The 17,269-nt window shown below is 70.2% G+C and carries 19 protein-coding genes and 1 tRNA gene; 11 read left to right on the top strand and 9 right to left on the bottom strand.

Features of this window, described 5'->3' with window-relative positions:
* Nucleotides 1–24: 24 nt before the first annotated feature.
* The 3 genes from ABZ880_RS42315 (at nt 25) to ABZ880_RS42305 (ending at nt 1,815) form a co-directional block, all read left to right on the top strand.
* The gene (locus tag ABZ880_RS42315) at nt 25–540 is read left to right on the top strand and encodes a phage holin family protein (RefSeq protein WP_361275006.1); all 516 of its coding nucleotides are present in this window, start codon (nt 25–27) and stop codon (nt 538–540) included.
* Complete coding sequence (locus ABZ880_RS42310; RefSeq protein WP_361275003.1) at nt 537–1,505, top strand: alpha/beta hydrolase; 969 nt, start codon at nt 537–539, stop codon at nt 1,503–1,505. Before ABZ880_RS42315 ends, ABZ880_RS42310 begins: the two co-directional genes overlap by 4 nt.
* Nucleotides 1,506–1,632: 127 nt before the next feature.
* Nucleotides 1,633–1,815: a hypothetical protein gene (locus ABZ880_RS42305; protein WP_078912721.1), complete on the top strand. Its 183-nt coding sequence runs from the start codon at nt 1,633–1,635 to the stop codon at nt 1,813–1,815.
* 35 nt (nt 1,816–1,850) lie between these two features.
* Here the strand turns inward: ABZ880_RS42305 and ABZ880_RS42300 are convergent, their stop codons facing one another.
* The 3 genes from ABZ880_RS42300 to nth form a co-directional block, all read right to left on the bottom strand.
* Nucleotides 1,851–3,050, bottom strand: coding sequence for a MarP family serine protease (locus tag ABZ880_RS42300; RefSeq protein WP_361275000.1), 1,200 nt, complete (start codon nt 3,048–3,050; stop codon nt 1,851–1,853).
* A 120-nt stretch (nt 3,051–3,170) separates the two neighbouring features.
* On the bottom strand, nt 3,171–3,866 hold the full coding sequence (locus ABZ880_RS42295; RefSeq protein WP_361274998.1) for a CoA pyrophosphatase: 696 nt from the start codon (nt 3,864–3,866) through the stop codon (nt 3,171–3,173).
* A 52-nt stretch (nt 3,867–3,918) separates the two neighbouring features.
* Nucleotides 3,919–4,767, bottom strand: coding sequence for an endonuclease III (nth, locus tag ABZ880_RS42290; RefSeq protein WP_361274996.1), 849 nt, complete (start codon nt 4,765–4,767; stop codon nt 3,919–3,921).
* Nucleotides 4,768–5,085: 318 nt separating this feature from the next.
* Here nth and ABZ880_RS42285 point away from each other — a divergent pair, with 318 nt between their 5' ends.
* Nucleotides 5,086–5,760: a Crp/Fnr family transcriptional regulator gene (locus tag ABZ880_RS42285; RefSeq protein ID WP_361274993.1), complete on the top strand. Its 675-nt coding sequence runs from the start codon at nt 5,086–5,088 to the stop codon at nt 5,758–5,760.
* Nucleotides 5,761–5,796: 36 nt separating this feature from the next.
* Nucleotides 5,797–6,639: a nucleotidyltransferase domain-containing protein gene (locus tag ABZ880_RS42280; protein ID WP_361274991.1), complete on the top strand. Its 843-nt coding sequence runs from the start codon at nt 5,797–5,799 to the stop codon at nt 6,637–6,639.
* Here the strand turns inward: ABZ880_RS42280 and ABZ880_RS42275 are convergent.
* The 4 genes from ABZ880_RS42275 to ABZ880_RS42260 all read right to left on the bottom strand — a co-directional run bounded on the left by ABZ880_RS42275 (nt 6,612) and on the right by ABZ880_RS42260 (nt 9,022).
* Nucleotides 6,612–7,442, bottom strand: a complete 831-nt coding sequence (locus ABZ880_RS42275; protein WP_361274988.1) for an MBL fold metallo-hydrolase — start codon at nt 7,440–7,442, stop codon at nt 6,612–6,614. The two genes, ABZ880_RS42280 and ABZ880_RS42275, sit on opposite strands and share 28 nt — an antisense overlap.
* Nucleotides 7,439–8,320 (bottom strand): NUDIX hydrolase, encoded by an 882-nt coding sequence (locus tag ABZ880_RS42270; RefSeq protein ID WP_361274986.1) that lies wholly within the window; start codon nt 8,318–8,320, stop codon nt 7,439–7,441. Before ABZ880_RS42270 ends, ABZ880_RS42275 begins: the two co-directional genes overlap by 4 nt.
* A gap of 79 nt (nt 8,321–8,399) precedes the next feature.
* Nucleotides 8,400–8,864: a RidA family protein gene (locus ABZ880_RS42265; protein WP_361274984.1), complete on the bottom strand. Its 465-nt coding sequence runs from the start codon at nt 8,862–8,864 to the stop codon at nt 8,400–8,402.
* The gene (locus ABZ880_RS42260; protein ID WP_003991873.1) at nt 8,864–9,022 is read right to left on the bottom strand and encodes a DUF4177 domain-containing protein; all 159 of its coding nucleotides are present in this window, start codon (nt 9,020–9,022) and stop codon (nt 8,864–8,866) included. Before ABZ880_RS42260 ends, ABZ880_RS42265 begins: the two co-directional genes overlap by 1 nt.
* Nucleotides 9,023–9,117: 95 nt before the next feature.
* Between ABZ880_RS42260 and ABZ880_RS42255 the strand changes: the two genes are divergently transcribed.
* The gene (locus ABZ880_RS42255) at nt 9,118–10,095 is read left to right on the top strand and encodes an ArsA-related P-loop ATPase (RefSeq protein ID WP_361274981.1); all 978 of its coding nucleotides are present in this window, start codon (nt 9,118–9,120) and stop codon (nt 10,093–10,095) included.
* A gap of 49 nt (nt 10,096–10,144) precedes the next feature.
* Nucleotides 10,145–11,509, top strand: coding sequence for an ArsA family ATPase (locus ABZ880_RS42250; protein WP_361274979.1), 1,365 nt, complete (start codon nt 10,145–10,147; stop codon nt 11,507–11,509).
* Nucleotides 11,510–11,531: 22 nt separating this feature from the next.
* On the opposite strand, the gene wblA is transcribed toward ABZ880_RS42250, so the two are convergent.
* The gene (wblA, locus tag ABZ880_RS42245) at nt 11,532–11,870 is read right to left on the bottom strand and encodes a transcriptional regulator WblA (protein WP_185124443.1); all 339 of its coding nucleotides are present in this window, start codon (nt 11,868–11,870) and stop codon (nt 11,532–11,534) included.
* 408 nt (nt 11,871–12,278) lie between these two features.
* On the opposite strand from wblA, the gene ABZ880_RS42240 reads away from it, so the two are divergent.
* Nucleotides 12,279–14,525, top strand: a complete 2,247-nt coding sequence (locus ABZ880_RS42240) for a transglycosylase domain-containing protein (RefSeq protein ID WP_361274976.1) — start codon at nt 12,279–12,281, stop codon at nt 14,523–14,525.
* Nucleotides 14,526–14,654: 129 nt separating this feature from the next.
* Here the strand turns inward: ABZ880_RS42240 and ABZ880_RS42235 are convergent, their stop codons facing one another.
* Nucleotides 14,655–15,122: a GatB/YqeY domain-containing protein gene (locus ABZ880_RS42235; protein ID WP_361274974.1), complete on the bottom strand. Its 468-nt coding sequence runs from the start codon at nt 15,120–15,122 to the stop codon at nt 14,655–14,657.
* A 143-nt stretch (nt 15,123–15,265) separates the two neighbouring features.
* Between ABZ880_RS42235 and ABZ880_RS42230 the strand changes: the two genes are divergently transcribed.
* From ABZ880_RS42230 to ABZ880_RS42220, 3 genes are all read left to right on the top strand, one after another.
* Nucleotides 15,266–16,195, top strand: a complete 930-nt coding sequence (locus tag ABZ880_RS42230; protein WP_361274972.1) for a metallophosphoesterase — start codon at nt 15,266–15,268, stop codon at nt 16,193–16,195.
* Nucleotides 16,196–16,314: 119 nt separating this feature from the next.
* Complete coding sequence (locus tag ABZ880_RS42225) at nt 16,315–17,100, top strand: Pr6Pr family membrane protein (RefSeq protein WP_361274970.1); 786 nt, start codon at nt 16,315–16,317, stop codon at nt 17,098–17,100.
* 42 nt (nt 17,101–17,142) lie between these two features.
* Nucleotides 17,143–17,216, top strand: a tRNA-Pro gene (locus ABZ880_RS42220).
* The last annotated feature ends 53 nt before the right edge of the window (nt 17,217–17,269 follow it).

Here is a 17,269-nt window from a genome sequence, read left to right as displayed (position 1 = left end):
AAAAAGAGAGTGAGGGAGACCGCGATGAGCGCACCCGACGGCAGCCCGGTCGGCGCCGACCGCAGCATCGGCCAGCTGTTCGCCTCGGCGACGACCGAAATGTCGGCGCTGGTGCACGACGAGATCGCGCTGGCCAAGGCGCAGCTCAAGCAGGACGTGAAGCGCGGCGCGACGAGCGGCGGCGCGTTCACCGTGGCCGGTGCGGTGCTGGTGTTCTCCCTGCCGATGCTCAACTTCGCGCTGGCGTACGGGATCCACGCCTGGACGGGCGGCCACAACGGCCAGGGCGGCTGGAACCTCGGCTGGTGCTTCCTGCTGTCCTTCGCGGCCAACGTCCTCATCGCCGGTCTCCTCGCCCTGGTCGGCGTCGTCTTCGCGAAGAAGGCCAAGAAGGGCAAGGGCCCGCAGAAGGTGGCCGCGTCCATGAAGGAGACTGCGGGCGTCCTGCAGAAGGCCAAGCCGCACCCGCGGCCCGAGCCCAGGGCGATCGAGGACCGGGCCCCCGAGGCCATCGAGGCTGTGGCACGCTCGTCCTCATGACGGACTCGTCCACCCCTGCGGGGCATTCACCTTCGGCGCAACCCACTTCGGTCGTACGGCCGGACGTCCTCCCGGACGGGACCAAGGTGACCCACCGGGACGTGGCCGCCAACGGCGCCCGCTTCCACATCGCCGAGGTCGGCGACGGGCCGCTGGTGCTGCTGCTGCACGGCTTCCCGCAGTTCTGGTGGACCTGGCGGCACCAGCTGACCGCACTCGCCGACGCGGGCTTCCGGGCCGTCGCCATGGACCTGCGGGGAGTCGGCGGCAGCGACCGCACCCCGCGCGGCTACGACCCGGCCAACCTCGCCCTCGACATCACCGGCGTGGTCCGCTCCCTCGGCGAGCCGGACGCCGCTCTGGTCGGCCACGACCTGGGCGGGTATCTGGCGTGGACGGCGGCCGTGATGCGCCCCAAGCTGGTGCGCCGGCTCGCGGTCGCGTCGATGCCGCATCCCCGGCGCTGGCGCTCGGCGATGCTCTCCGACGTCAAGCAGTCGCGCGCGGGCTCCTACATCTGGGGGTTCCAGCGGCCCTGGATCCCCGAGCGGCAGCTGACCGCGGACGACGGGGAGCTCGTCGCGGAGCTGATCCGGGACTGGTCCGGGCCGAACCTGCCGGACGGCGAGGCCCTGGAGACGTACCGCCGCGCGATGTGCATCCCGTCGACGGCGCACTGCTCGATCGAGCCGTACCGCTGGATGGTCCGCTCCATCGCCCGCCCGGACGGCATCCAGTTCAACCGCCGCATGAAGCGCCCGCTGCGGGTCCCGACCCTCCATCTCCACGGCTCGCTCGACCCCGTGATGCGCACACGGAGCGCGGCCGGATCCGGGGAGTACGTCGAAGCCCCGTACCGCTGGCGGCTGTTCGACGGACTCGGTCACTTCCCGCACGAGGAAGATCCGGTCACTTTCAGCACAGAACTGGTCAATTGGCTGAAAGATCCCGAACCCGATCGGTGACCGAGCCGATGCGCCCGGTATCCGGAACTGAACAACTGTCCTACGAACAGCCAATTGCCTGGCGCATAGGCCAATTGGGGGCCCAGGGGGCGGTTATCGACCTTGGGGCAGGGGCAGACGTCGGGGTATGGGCTGGACGCACGACTACAGTGACGCAGCACGCAACCGCCGCTCGGCCAGTGGCCTGAGCTCCCACCAACGAGGCGGTGCGCCGCAGATGGCGGGCACGGATCTCCGGGTGGGCATCCCGCGCATTCTGCGCCGCCGGGCCCGCTGGGTCTCGGTACGCCTGCGTCATCCCAGGGGCTGACACGCCCCCTTGCTTCTTGCGTCCGGATCCCGGGCTCACAGTGCGCAGCTGTCGCTGTCCACCTGCTGGTTCGCGGTACGCCCCTTGGCGATGTCCTCCTGGATCTCGTCCGCGGTGAGCGCGTAGCCGGTGTCGGCGTCGTCCAGGGACTTCGCGAAGACCACGCCGTACACATTGCCCTCGGGCGTGAGCAGCGGGCCGCCGGAGTTGCCCTGGCGGACGGTCGCGTAGAGCGAGTAGACGTCGCGGCGGACGGTGCCGCGGTGGTAGATGTCCGGGCCGTTGGCCGGGATGCGGCCACGCACGCGTGCGGCGCGGACGTCGTACGAGCCGTTCTCCGGGAAGCCCGCGATGATCGCGCTGTCGCCGCTCTTCGCGTCCGTGGACGTGAACTTCAGGGCGGGCGCCTTGAGATCGGGTACGTCGAGTACGGCGATGTCTCGGTGCCAGTCGTAGAGGACGACCTTCGCGTCGTACTTCCGGCCCTCGCCGCCTATCTGGACGGTGGGCTCGTCGACGCCGCCGACCACGTGCGCATTGGTCATGACGCGGCGGTCGCCGAAGACGAAGCCGGTGCCCTCCAGGACCTTGCCGCAGCTCTGGGCGGTGCCCATGACCTTGACGATGGACTTCTGCGCGCGGGTGGCGACGGGGCTGTTCGCGAGCGCCGGGTCCGGGGGCTGGACGTCGGTGATGGGCTCGTTCGAGAACGGGCTGAAGACCTGCGGGAAGCCGTTCTGCGCGAGGACCGAGGAGAAGTCCGCGAACCAGGTGTCGGCCTGGTCGGGCAGGGCCCGGGAGACGCCGAGGAGCACCTTGGAGCTGCGGACCTCCTTGCCGAGGGTCGGCAGCGTCGTACCCGCGAGGGCCGAGCCGATCAGCCAGGCGACCAGGAGCATCGCGACGACGTTGACGAGGGCGCCGCCCGTCGCGTCCAGGGCGCGGGCCGGCGACCAGGTGATGTAGCGGCGCAGCTTGTTGCCGAGGTGGGTGGTCAGGGCCTGGCCGACCGAGGCGCAGACGATGACGACGACGACCGCGACGACGGCGGCGGTGGTGCTCACCTCGGCGTTGTCGGTCAGCGCGTCCCAGATGACGGGCAGTGTGTAGACGGCGACGAGACCGCCGCCCAGGAACCCGATCACCGACAGGATGCCGACGACGAAGCCCTGGCGATAGCCGACGATCGCGAACCACACGGCAGCGACCAGCAACAGGATGTCCAGCACGTTCACCGGTTCGAGCCTCGCCTCATCACTTCGCGCTCACCACAGGTCGGCCGGGGGTCTGGCCCGCCGCGCAGCGGCATTCGGATGCCGCGTCCCCCAGATGGACACAGCACGGCAGACACCCTGTCATGACCGCCAGTCGAGCGGGACCTGCTTCTCCCTGTCCCAGGGGCGCTCCCAGCCCGAGTAGTGGAGCAGACGGTCGATGATTCCGGCCGTGAAGCCCCAGACCAGGGCCGATTCGACCAGGAATGCCGGACCTCGGTGGCCGCTGGGGTGAACGGTGGTGGCGCGGTTGTCGGGGTTCGTGAGATCCGCCACGGGGACCGTGAAGACCCTCGCCGTCTCGTTCGGGTCGACGACCCCGACCGGGCTCGGCTCGCGCCACCAGCCGACCACCGAGGTCACGACGAAGCCGCTGACCGGGATGTACAGCCTGGGCAGGACGCCGAAGAGCTGGACGCCGGCCGGGTCCAGCCCGGTCTCCTCCTCGGCCTCGCGGAGAGCGGCCCGAAGCGGCCCGTCGGCCTTCGGGTCGCCGTCCTCGGGGTCGAGGGCACCGCCGGGGAAGGACGGCTGCCCCGCGTGGGACCTGAGCGAGCTGGCCCGCTCCATCAGCAGCAGCTCGGGGCCGCGCTCGCCCTCGCCGAAGAGGATCAGTACGGCCGACTGCCTCCCCGCCCCGTTCTCCGGCGGCAGGAACCGGCTCAGCTGCAGCGGCTGGACCGTCTCCACCGCCCGCACCACCGGTTCCAGCCACTTGGGCAGGCCCTCCTTGCTGAGCGTCACCGGACCGCCCTGCGTATTGCTCGCGCGCGTCATCGCCACCCCCGTTCTGCCGAGTCCAACGCCCGACGACCTCCTGATCGTTCCGTCATCCGGCCCCCAGCGGCGGTGCCGCCTTTCCGCCCGCGTCCAGGTAGGCCTGCGGGGGCTTCAGGCGCTGGCCCGGGAAGCCGCCCTTCTCGTACTTGAGGAGCTTCTTCGCCTTCTCCGGGTCCGTCTCCCCCTCGCCGTACGCCGGGCAGAGCGGGGCGATCGGGCAGGCGCCGCAGGCGGGCTTGCGGGCATGGCAGATGCGGCGGCCGTGGAAGATCACGTGGTGCGAGAGCATCGTCCAGTCGCTCTTGGGGAAGAGCGCGCCGACGGCGGCCTCGATCTTGTCGGGCTCGGTCGCGGTGGTCCACTGCCAGCGCTTCACAAGCCGCTGGAAGTGCGTGTCCACGGTGATGCCGGGCCGACCGAACGCGTTCCCCAGCACCACGAAGGCCGTCTTGCGGCCCACGCCGGGCAGCTTGACCAGGTCCTCGAGACGGCCCGGGACCTCGCCGCCGAACTGCTCCACCAGGGCCCTGGACAGCCCCATGACCGACTTGGTCTTGGCCCGGAAGAAGCCGGTCGGGCGGAGGATCTCCTCGACCTCCTCGGGGTTGGCGGCGGCCAGGTCCTCCGGCGTCGGGTACTTGGCGAACAGTGCGGGCGTCGTCTGGTTGACCCTGAGGTCGGTGGTCTGGGCCGACAGGACCGTCGCCACCACGAGCTGGAAGGGGTTCTCGAAGTCCAGCTCGGGGTGGGCGTACGGATAGACGTCGGCGAGCTCGCGGTTGATACGGCGGGCGCGCCGGACCAGAGCGGTGCGGGACTCGTCCTTCGGCGGCTTGGCGACCGGCTTCACTGCCGCCGACTTTGCGGCAGCCGATTTCGCCGTAGCGCTTTTCGTCACTTTTGCCGGTTTCTTTCCGCCGCCGGGGTTCTGTTCGCCCACAGCGGAATCACGACGTACAACCACCCGCCCAGCCCCCTTGGCCTGTGCTCTCACCGGCGATTTGGACACCCGGCCAGCCTAAAGCCCGGCACTGACATCCGCCCCGGACCCAGGAGATCGGCCCCCAATTGGACCCCTGCCGCTTACCCCGGGACATGTGTGCGGCATCCTTGTGACAGATCACACTGTTTGGACCGTCCGGCAAGATGGGGAGCACGGTCCCCTGGTACCAAGGGGGAGCAAGATCCCCTGAGCAGGTCGACAAGGAGAGTACTCGTGGACGACGTTCTGCGGCGCAACCCGCTCTTCGCGGCGCTCGACGACGAGCAGGCCGCGGAGCTCCGCGCCTCCATGAGTGAGGTGACCCTCGCGCGCGGTGACGCGCTCTTCCACGAGGGCGACCCCGGTGACCGGCTCTACGTCGTCACCGAGGGCAAGGTGAAGCTTCACCGCACCTCCCCGGACGGCCGCGAGAACATGCTCGCCGTCGTCGGTCCCGGCGAGCTGATCGGCGAGCTGTCGCTGTTCGACCCGGGCCCTCGCACCGCCACGGCCACCGCGCTGACCGAGGTCAAGATGCTCGGCCTCGGCCACGGTGACCTGCAGCCCTGGCTGAGCGCCCGCCCCGAGGTGGCCGGCGCCCTGCTGCGCGCCGTCGCCCGCCGGCTGCGCAAGACCAACGACGCGATGTCCGATCTGGTCTTCTCGGACGTGCCCGGCCGCGTGGCCCGCGCCCTGCTGGACCTCTCCCGCCGCTTCGGCGTGCAGTCCGAGGAGGGCATCCACGTCGTCCACGACCTGACGCAGGAGGAGCTGGCCCAGCTGGTCGGCGCGTCCCGCGAGACGGTCAACAAGGCGCTGGCGGACTTCGCGCAGCGCGGGTGGCTCCGCCTGGAGGCCCGGGCCGTGATCCTGCTGGACGTCGAGCGTCTGGCCAAGCGGTCGCGCTGACGCCGTTCCGGGAGCTCCGGCTGATGTAGTGGGGCCATGTCCGAAAACGTGGCCCTCAAGGGTCTCGACGCGCAGGGCTGCATCGAGCGCGAGGGCTCTCTCGCGCGCGTGCCGCACGCCTTCCGTCCCGTCGTCGCCGCCGCCCGTGACCGGCTGCTCGAGGTGTTCGGGGCTGGGTTGCACAGCGCGTACCTCTACGGGTCGGTTCCGCGCGGCAACGCGCGCGTGGGGCGCAGTGATCTGGATCTGCTCGTCGCGCTGCGGGAGGAGCCGTCGGACACGGACCGGGAGGCCGTCCGGACGCTCGGTGAGGCCGTCGACAAGGAGTTCCCGCAGATCGACGGGGTCGGCACGCTGCTGTACAGCCGGGCGCGCCTGCTGAGCGAGCAGGAGACGTACGACCTGGGCTGGTTCGTCGCCTGTCTGTGCACGCCGCTGCTCGGGGAGGACCTCGCCGAGTATCTGCCGCGCTACCGGCCCGACTCCCTGCTGGCCCGCGAGACCAACGGGGACCTCGCCCTGCTGCTGCCCCGCTGGCGGCAGCGGATCGCGGACGCCGAGAACGCCGACGAGGCCCGGCGGCCGCTCGTGCGGTTCATGTCCCGGCATCTCGTCCGCACCGGGTTCACGCTGGTCATGCCCCGCTGGAACGGCTGGACCAGCGATCTGGCGGAGATGGCCGAGGCGTTCGGCGGGTACTACCCGGAGCGTGCCCGGCAGATGCGCGCCGCGGCCGTCCTCGGGTACGAGCCGACCGGCGACGCCGCCGTACTGCGCTCGTACGTCGACGACCTCGGGCCGTGGCTCGCCGACGAGTACGCGCGCGTGCACGGCGTCAAAGCCCCGAGGGCTCAGATCAGCCCGTGCTCCTCCAGGTAGTCCAGCTGCGCCCGCACCGACAGCTCCGCCGCCGGCCACAGGGATCGGTCCACGTCCGCGTACACGTGCTCGACGACCTGGGAGGGCGTGCGGTAGCCGTCCTCCACGGCCGTCTCGACCTGGGCGAGGCGGTGGGCGCGGTGGGCCAGGTAGAACTCGACGGCGCCCTGGGCGTCGTCCAGGACCGGGCCGTGGCCGGGCAGGACCGTGTGGACGCCGTCGTCGACCGTCAGCGAGCGCAGGCGTCGCAGCGAATCGAGGTAGTCGCCCAGACGGCCGTCGGGGTGGGCCACGACCGTTGTGCCGCGGCCGAGGACAGTGTCGCCGGTCAGGACCGCCCGGTCGGCCGGGAGGTGGAAGCAGAGCGAGTCCGAGGTGTGGCCGGGAGTCGGTACGACCCGCAGCTCCAGGCCGCCGACCGTGACCGCGTCCCCGGCGGCCAGTCCCTCGTCGCCCAGCCGCAGCGCCGGGTCCAGGGCCCGCACCTTCGTGGCCGTCAGCTCGGCGAAGCGTGCGGCGCCCTCGGCGTGGTCCGGGTGGCCGTGGGTCAGCAGGGTGAGCGCGATGCGTTTGCCTGCCTTCTCGGCCGTGTCCACTACGGTGCGCAGGTGGCCCTCGTCCAGCGGGCCGGGGTCGACGACCACCGCCAGGTCGGAGTCGGGCTCGGCCAGGATCCAGGTGTTCGTGCCGTCGAGGGTCATCGCCGAGGCGTTGGGCGCCAGGACGTTGACCGCCCGGGGGGTGGCGGGGCCCGTGAGGATCCCGCCCCGTGGCTGGCCGGGAAGGGCTGCTGCGTCCGTCATGCGGGGGCTCCACCGGTCGGGAGGTCGGTCGGGATGCGCTTGGTGAACTCGTCGTGGCCAGGCCAGGTCAGCACGATCTGGTCGCCTTCGAGGCGGGCCTGCGCCAGTACGGCGGTCATGTCGCGGTCGGGGGCCGCGGCGAGCGCCTCGTCGGCGGTGGCGTGCGAGGCCAGCTGGCGCAGGGTGGCGATGGTGGGCGGCATCATCATCAGCTCGCCCTTGTCGTAGCCGTCTGCCGCCTCCTCGGGCCTGATCCACACCGTGCGGTCGGCCTCCGTGGAGGCGTTGCGGGTGCGCTGGCCGTGCGGGAGGGCGGCGACGAAGAAGAAGGTGTCGTAGCGGCGGGACTCGAACTCCGGGGTGATCCAGCGGGTCCAGGCCCCGAGGAGGTCCGAGCGCAGGACCAGGCCGCGGCGGTCCAGGAACTCGGCGAAGGAGAACTCACGGGCGGCCACGGCCGCGCGGTCGGCCTCCCAGTCCTCGCCCGTGGTGTCGCCGACCACGGAGTCGGCGGAGGGCCCGGCGAGCAGGACGCCCGCCTCCTCGTACGTCTCGCGCACGGCCGCGCAGACGATCGCCTGGGCCGTCCGCTCGTCGACGCCGAGCCGTTTCGCCCACCACGCGCGCGTGGGGCCCGCCCAGCGGATGTGGTGCTCGTCGTCGCGGGGGTCGACGCCGCCGCCGGGATACGCGTACGCGCCTCCGGCGAAGGCCATGGAGGCGCGTCTGCGCAGCATGTGGACGAAGGGACCGCCGTCGGTGTCCTTCAGGAGCATGACGGTGGCCGCGCGCTTCGGGACGACCGGGGTGAGCGTGCCCTCGGCGAGCGCACGGATGCGTTCCGGCCAGTCCTGCGGAAACCACTGCCCATTCGCCATGGGCGGAGGCTATCCCGTGGTGCGCGAATGTTCGAGAGGCCCCCGAGGTCAGAGCGCCGTCCCCGGGGTGGGCGGTCGGCTACGGGACGAGCTCGACCTGGATCTCGACCTCCACGGGCGCGTCCAGCGGGAGCACGGCCACGCCGACCGCACTGCGCGCGTGCACGCCCTTGTCGCCGAGGACCTCGCCGAGCAGCTCGCTCGCGCCGTTGACCACGCCGGGCTGGCCGGTGAAGTCCGAAGCCGAGGCGACGAAGCCCACGACCTTCACCACGCGCGCGATGCGGTCCAGGTCGCCGGTCACGGACTTGACGGCGGCCAGGGCGTTCAGCGCGCAGGTGCGGGCGAGCTCCTTGGCCTCCTCGGCCGTGACCTCCGCGCCGACCTTGCCGGTGACGGGCAGCTTGCCCTCCACCATGGGGAGCTGGCCGGCCGTGTACACGTAGACGCCGGACTGGACGGCCGGCTGGTAGGCGGCCAGCGGCGGCACGACCTCCGGCAGGGTCAGACCGAGCTCGGCGAGCTTCGCCTCGACGGCGCCCATTACTGCTTCTCCCGCTTCAGGTAGGCCACCAGCTGCTCGGGGTTGTTCGGCCCGGGCACGACCTGGACGAGCTCCCAGCCGTCCTCGCCCCAGGTGTCCAGAATCTGCTTCGTGGCGTGGACGAGCAGCGGCACGGTTGCGTATTCCCACTTGGTCATGCGGCCGACTTTAGCCGCTGCCCGACCGCCGTCTGTTCCCGCGTTATCCACAGGCTGTCGCGTGGTTGGCACACAGACTGGTTAGGCTCGAAGGTGTGAGCAGGCTCCAGGTCGTCAGCGGCAAGGGCGGGACCGGAAAGACGACGGTCGCCGCCGCACTCGCGCTGGCCCTCGCGACCGAGGGGAAGCGGACGCTTCTCGTCGAGGTCGAGGGGCGCCAGGGCATCGCGCAGCTCTTCGAGACGGAGGCGCTGCCCTACGAGGAGCGGAAGATCGCCGTCGCTCCGGGGGGCGGGGAGGTGTTCGCCCTCGCCATCGACCCCGAACTGGCCCTTCTGGACTACCTCCAGATGTTCTACAAGCTGGGGGGCGCCGGACGGGCCCTGAAGAAGCTCGGCGCGATCGACTTCGCCACCACCGTCGCGCCCGGCCTCAGAGACGTACTCCTGACCGGCAAGGCGTGCGAGGCGGTGCGCCGCAAGGACAGGTCCGGACGGTTCGCGTACGACTACGTGGTCATGGACGCGCCGCCCACCGGCCGCATCACGCGGTTCCTGAACGTGAACGACGAGGTGGCCGGGCTCGCGAAGATCGGGCCGATACACAATCAGGCGCAGGCCGTGATGCGGGTGCTGAAGTCGTCGGAGACGGCCGTGCACCTGGTGACTCTGCTGGAGGAGATGCCCGTCCAGGAGACCGCGGACGGGATCGCCGAACTGCGGGCGGCGAAGCTGCCGGTGGGGCGGATCATCGTGAACATGGTCCGGCCGCAGGTGTTGGACGCGTCGGACCTGGAACTCGCACGGAGCGTGCCGCGTTCTTCTGTTGCCAGGTCGCTCTCGGCGGCGGGGCTCGGCGGGGCGCGCCGCGGTGGGAACGCCGAGAAGCTGGTGGACCCCCTGCTCCAGCAGGCCGAGGAGTACGCCGAGCGGTATGCGCTGGAGCACGAGCAGCGGGCGGTGCTCGGCGAGTTGGGCCTGCCGGTGCACGAACTGCCGCTGCTGGCCGAGGGCATGGACCTGGCGGGGCTGTACGAGCTGGCCACCGAGCTGCGGGAGCAGGGCCTGTCATGAGCCGGGGCAAGCGGAGCACGAGTCGTAAGCAGCGGAAGCAGGGGATGTCATGAGTCCGGAGCCGGCCCACACACAGGAGACCGCCCGCCACCACCTCTCCCCCACGCGCATGCTCGACGTCGACCCGCTGCTCGACGACCCGAAGACGCGGATCGTGGTGTGCTGCGGTTCGGGCGGCGTGGGCAAGACCACCACGGCGGCCGCGCTCGGCCTCAGGGCTGCCGAGCGCGGCCGCAAGGTGGTCGTCCTGACCATCGACCCGGCGCGCAGGCTCGCCCAGTCCATGGGCATCGACTCCCTGGACAACACCCCGCGCCGGGTGAAGGGCGTCGACGGCGACGGCGAACTGCACGCCATGATGCTGGACATGAAGCGCACCTTCGACGAGGTCGTCGAGGCGCACGCGGACCCCGAGCGGGCGTCCGCGATCCTGGCCAACCCCTTCTACCAGTCGCTCTCGGCGGGCTTCGCGGGCACGCAGGAGTACATGGCGATGGAGAAGCTCGGGCAGCTGCGGGCCCGGGACGAGTGGGACCTGATCGTCGTCGACACGCCCCCGTCCCGCTCCGCGCTCGACTTCCTGGACGCGCCCAAGCGGCTCGGCTCGTTCCTGGACGGCCGGCTGATCCGGCTGCTGACCGCCCCGGCCAAGCTCGGCGGACGCGCGGGCATGAAGTTCCTGAACGTCGGGATGTCGATGATGACCGGCACGCTCGGCAAGCTGCTGGGCGGTCAACTGCTCAAGGACGTCCAGACGTTCGTGGCCGCGATGGACACCACCTTCGGCGGGTTCCGCACGCGCGCGGACGCCACGTACAAGCTGCTGCAGGCGCCCGGGACGGCGTTCCTCGTGGTGGCGGCCCCGGAGCGGGACGCGCTGCGTGAGGCCGCGTACTTCGTGGAGCGGCTGGCGGCCGAGGACATGCCGCTCGCCGGCCTGGTGCTCAACCGGGTCCACGGCAGCGGCGCCGCCCGGCTGTCGGCCGAGCGTGCGCTCACCGCCGCGGAAAATCTTGTGGAGCCCCGCATTGTGGATCAGGACGGCGGGAAAGCTGGACTTCGTAACTCTCCCGACACGTACGGCAGTTCAGAATCTCCCGCATCCGAACCCGCCGAGTCCGATGCCTCCGGGCCCACCGGGTCCGACACGTCCGCGGCCAACTCCCCCGGTCCGGACGCCGAGGATCAGGGCGTCGACCGGGTCACCGCAGGCCTGTTGAGGCTGCACGCCGAACGTATGCAACTGCTCTCCCGCGAGCAGCGCACGCGCGACCGCTTCACCGCGCTCCACCCCGAGGTGGCGGTGGCCGAAGTGGGCGCGCTGCCCGGCGATGTGCACGACCTCGCTGGGCTGCGGGACATCGGAGACCGGCTCGCGGCCAACCGGCCGGAGCTGCCCGAGACGCGTGGCTGAGGGTGCCCCCGAGGGGGTGGTCTCAGCTCACCGCCGCGTAGTTCTCGTACACCTCGTCGTCGTCGAGCGGCAGGATCCCCACGCCGCGTTCGTATTCCAGACGAGCCGTCTCAAGAAGCCGGCGCCAGGAGGTGACGGTGGGTCGCCTGCGCAGCAGTGCGCGGCGCTCCCGCTCCGTCATGCCTCCCCACACGCCGAACTCGACGCGGTTGTCGAGCGCATCGGCCAGGCATTCCGTGCGCACCGGGCATCCGGTGCACACCGCCTTGGCCCTGTTCTGCGCTGCTCCCTGAACGAACAGTTCATCCGGATCGGTAGTGCGGCAGGCGGCCTGCGCACTCCAGTCGGTTACCCAGCCCATACCGGCGCCGTCCTCTCCCGAATCGAGGCTCCCCCACGGCGGCAGCGGCATATTCACCGCCGCCAGTTGAGGACGTTACGGAAGGTGGGCACAGCGCAACACCCCCTTCGGGCCCAATCTTGAATGGCCCGAACGGACTATGCGTAAGCGGCAGATCACCCGGGGGAGTGAGCTGGTGACATGCGTGACCTTCCCGGCAAACCGGGACAGTTCAGTTGGGTCACAACGGGCGCCAGGTGACACACAAGGCGGATTCGGGCACGCCCCCAACAAAAAAGTTGCGGAACCTCCGGAACGATTCGGGGTCGCCGGACGTATTGATACGTGGCCCTACTGCTGTGACAGTTGAGAGCAGCTTAGGCCAAGGCCTTGACGTGTGTCCGGCGAATGAGAACGTAGGCTGCCCTCATGCCAAAGAAGCGCTCGGGCGGTGGTCTGTCGCCAACGCAGCAGGCCGCCAAGTTCCTCGGTGTCAGTGTGCTCGCAGGAGCCGTACTGGCCGGCATCGCGCTGCCCGCCTTCGGCGCGCTGGGACTTGCAGCCAAGGGTTCGGTGGAGAGTTTCGACGAGCTCCCGGCCAACCTCAAGACACCACCGCTGAGTCAGCGCACCACGATCCTCGACGCCGACGGCGGCCAGATCGCCACGGTGTACTCGCGCGACCGCACGGTGGTCGCCCTCAAGGACATCTCGCCGTACATGCAGAAGGCGATCGTCGCGATCGAGGACTCGCGCTACTACCAGCACGGCGCGGTCGACCTGAAGGGCATCCTGCGCGCGCTGAACAAGAACGCGCAGAGCGGCGGAGTGGCCCAGGGCGCCTCCACGCTCACCCAGCAGTACGTGAAGAACGTCGCCATCGAGGAGGCCGGCGACGACCCGACCAAGGTCGCGCAGGCCACTCAGCAGACCCTCGGCCGCAAGATCAAGGAGCTGAAGTACGCGATCCAGGTCGAGGAGGAGCTCGGCAAGAAGAAGATCCTCGAGAACTACCTGAACATCACGTTCTTCGGCGAGCAGGCCTACGGCATCGAGGCCGCCGCCCAGCGCTACTTCTCCAAGCACGCCAAGGACCTCAACGTCCAGCAGGCGGCGCTGCTTGCCGGCATCGTCCAGTCGCCCAGCCGCTACGACCCGGTGAACGACGAGGCGGAGGCCACCAAGCGCCGTAACGTCGTCCTGCAGCGGATGGCCGACATGGGCGACATCTCGCAGTCGGAGGCCGACAAGGCCAAGGAGACGCCGCTCGGCCTCAAGCCCAGCCAGCCCAAGAACGGTTGCATCACCGCGGTCAAGGGCGCCGGTTTCTTCTGCGACTACGTCCGCGAGGTGTTCCTCAACGACCCGATCTTCGGCAAGTCCAGGGAAGCCCGGGCGAAGGTCTGGAACCAGGGCGGTCTGACGATCCGTACGACGCTCGACCCGCAGGCCCAGGAGTCGGCGCAGGCGTCGATCAAGGAGCACGTCAACAAGAGCGACTCGGTGGCGACCGCCGCCACCATCGTCCAGCCCGGCACCGGCAAGATCCTCGCCATGGGCCAGTCGCGTCCGTACGGCTTCGGCAAGCACGAGACGCAGATCAACCTGTCGGTGAACTCGGACATGGGCGGCGGCGCCGGCTACCAGCCCGGTTCGACGTTCAAGCCGATCGTGGCGGCCGCCGCCATCGAGGGCGGCACGCCGGCGACACAGCAGTACTCCTCGCCGTACGAGATGGAGTACCCGGCCCCGGTCTCGGCCTGTGACGGCAGGTCCTGGGACGAGAAGGGCGTCAAGCTCACCAACGAGAACGAGACGGAGCACGGCCCGTACTCGATGAAGGAAGCGACCGCCAAGTCGGTCAACACCTACTACGTGCAGCTGATCAGCGACATCGGCATCTGCCCGGTCACGACGATGGCGGGCAAGATGGGCGTCGAGCGGGCAGACGGCAAGAAGCTGCAGCAGGCCCCGTCCATCGCCCTGGGCACCCAGGAGATGTCCCCGCTGACGATGGCGAACGCGTACGCGACCTTCGCCTCGCGCGGTACGTACTGCACGCCGGTCGCCATCGAGTCGATCAGCCAGCGGATCGGTGACAGGACGAAGTCGCTCCAGGTTCCGAAGTCGACCTGCTCGCGGGCGATGTCGGAGAAGACCGCCGACACCATCAACACCCTGCTGAGGGGCGTCGTCGAGGACGGTACGGGTCAGCAGGCGGGCCTCGGCAGCCGCCCGAGCGCCGGTAAGACCGGTACGACGGACTTCCGTTACGCCGCCTGGTTCGTCGGCTACACGCCCAACATGGCGGGCGCGGTGTGGGTCGGCGACCCGGCGCACAAGCGGAAGATGATCGACATCTCCATCGGCGGCGTGTGGCACGAGAAGGTCTTCGGCGGCGAGGTGCCCGGCCCGATCTGGCGCGACATGATGAACGGCGCGCTGGACGGCAAGGCCGCCCCCGACTTCAACTACGTCGACATCCCCGACGGCGACAAGGGCAAGGGGAACGGAAACGGCGACGGGGACGGGGACGGGAACAACGGCGACAACGGCGGCACCACCGACGGCGGCACGGACGGCGGTACCACCTTCCCGACGCCCACCTTCTCCATCCCGGACAACCTGTTCCAGGGACAGAGCAACGGGAACGGAAACGGGGGGCGGCGCGGGTGACGCGACGGTCCCGGAGCCTGAGGGTCTGAGAACGCCGACGGCCCCCTTTCCTTCGTACACGGACTTTCGTCGTACGAGGAAAGGGGGCCGTCGGCGTTCTGTGGCCGGCGTCGCCGGTGCGGTCGGCCGTCAGCCCGCGAGGGACTTCTTGACCGCGGCGGCGACTCGGCCGCCCTCGGCCAGGCCCGCGACCTTCGGGTTCACGATCTTCATGACGGCGCCCATGGCGCGCGGGCCCTCGGCGCCGGCCGCCTTCGCCTCCGCGACGGCCTGGGCGACGATCTGGTTCAGCTCCTCGTCGCTGAGCTGCTTGGGCAGGTACGCGGCGAGCACCTCGCCCTCCGCCTTCTCCCGCTCGGCGCTCTCGGCCCGACCACCCTGCGCGAAGGCGTCGGCCGCCTCGCGGCGCTTCTTCGCCTCCTTGGTGATCACCTTCAGCACCTCGTCGTCGGAGAGCTCGCGCTTCTCCTTGCCCGCGACCTCCTCCTTGGTGATCGCGGTGAGCGTCAGCCGGAGCGTCGAGGAGCGGAGCTCGTCGCGCTCCTTGATCGCGGCGTTGAGGTCTTCCTGCAGCTTCGACTTGAGCGTGGTGGTCATGGATTTGATTGTCGCAGGTGCGCAAGGCCCAACGCCCGCTCATTTAAGGGGCGGGCGGGCACAGGGCGCGCAAGGGGCGCCGGGCAGGGGGCGCGCAAGGGCGCCGGGCGTGGGGCACTCCTGGGGTCTGACACGATGGACGTATGCACGCTCGATACGGAGTACCTCTGGGGATCGCGGCGGTCGGCGCCGCCGGTGTGGTGTACGCGGCGGGTTTCGAGGCCCGCTCCTTCCGGCTCCGACGGGTGACGGTGCCCGTGCTGCCTGCCGGGATGCGGCCGCTGCGGGTGCTGCAGGTCTCCGACATCCACATGGTCGGCGGGCAGCGCAAGAAGCAGCGCTGGCTGCGCTCGCTGGCCGGGCTGCGCCCCGACTTCGTGATCAACACCGGCGACAACCTGTCCGACCCGGAGGGCGTGCCGGAGGTCCTGGACGCGCTGGGCCCGCTGATGGAGTTCCCGGGCGCGTACGTCTTCGGCTCGAACGACTACTACGGGCCCAAGCCCCGCAACCCCGCCCGCTACCTGTTCGAGAAGGTCAAGGGCCGCCACGGCCTGAACGGCAACCCGCCCGTCGTAGGAGCGATCCACAACCCGTGGGAGGACCTGCGGGACGGTTTCGACGCGGCGGGCTGGCTCAACCTGACGAACACCCGCGGGACGCTGAAGATCGAGGGCATGTCGCTGGAGCTGACGGGCCTGGACGACCCGCACATCAAGCGCGACCGCTACGCCCATGTGGCCGGCGGTCCGTCGGGCGCCGCGGACTTCTCGATGGGCGTGGTCCACGCGCCGTACCTGCGGGTGCTGGACTCGTTCACGGCGGACGCGTACTCCCTGATCCTGGCCGGCCACACCCACGGCGGCCAGCTGTGCATCCCCTTCTACGGTGCCCTGGTCACCAACTGCGACCTGGACACGGACCGGGTCAAGGGCTTGTCCACGCATGAGGCGGAGGGCCGTACGTCGTATCTGCACGTGTCGGCGGGGTGCGGCACCAACCGCTACACGCCGGTGCGGTTCGCCTGCCCACCGGAGGCGACGTTGCTGACGCTGGTGAGCCGGGAGGCGTAGTGGCGGGCGTGCGGGCCGGGGTGCGGGCTTGCGAGCCGAGCGAGCCGTGGGGACGCGGGGCGTAACCCGGTCGCCCCACTCACATCGCCGCGCCTGTCCGTTTTGCCTAGCTTGAGGGCATGACGGCCCCCATACCCAGGGACATCCCGGACCTCCCGGCGGTTCCCCGCGTGCCCACGCTGCTGCCCTCTCCGGTCCCCGCCACCGCGGTACTGCCGCGTGTGCACCGTCCGTACACCGCCGTGTACCGCCTCCTGGTCGCCCTGCTGGCGGTGGCGGGCGTGACGATCGATCTGGTCCTCGGCAGCCCGGTCCGAGTCCTGAGCTACTTCGCGATCCAGAGCAACCTGCTGCTGGCGCTGGTCTTCGCGATCGAGGCCCGCCGGGCCTGGACGGCCCGCCGTCCCCTCCCCTCCGCGCTGACCGGTGCGACGCTGCTCTACATCACCATCACCGGCCTCGTGTACCACGTGTTCCTGGCCGGCACCTCGACGCCGTTCTCCATGACAGGCGACACGGCACCCCTCACCGGCTGGCAGTGGATCAGCAACCAGATCCTGCATACGGCAGTCCCCTTCGCGGCACTGCTGAACTGGCTGGTGCTGACGGCCCCCGGCCGCCTGCACCTCCGCCAGGCGGCGACGTGGCTGCTCTACCCCCTGGCGTACCTGACGTTCTCCCTCGTCCGTGGCGAGCTCATCCTCCCCGGCGCACCGGGCCGCTATCTCTACCCGTTCCTGGACGTCGACCTCCACGGCTACAAGCACGTCCTCGGCAACGCCCTCCTCCTCGGCCTCGCTTTCTACGCCCTCGCCGTCCTCCTCGTGGCCCTCGACCACGCCCGCCCGAACCCCGTGCGCCACCGCGCCAAAACCGGATTTCGTCTACAGCCACCGGTGGGCTAAAGTAAACGACGTCGCCGCGACAAGCAGGACCAGCAGCGACATCGGGGTGTAGCGCAGCTTGGCAGCGCGCTTCGTTCGGGACGAAGAGGTCGTGGGTTCAAATCCCGCCACCCCGACAGGATGTAACAAGTCGAAGGACCCTCACTGAAACAGTGAGGGTCCTTCGCTG

Source organism: Streptomyces sp. NPDC047043 (assembly GCF_040644055.1).
Lineage (GTDB): Bacteria > Actinomycetota > Actinomycetes > Streptomycetales > Streptomycetaceae > Streptomyces.
The sequence above is the reverse complement of the archived record's forward strand: the minus strand, read 5'-3'. Positions and strand labels throughout refer to the sequence as shown.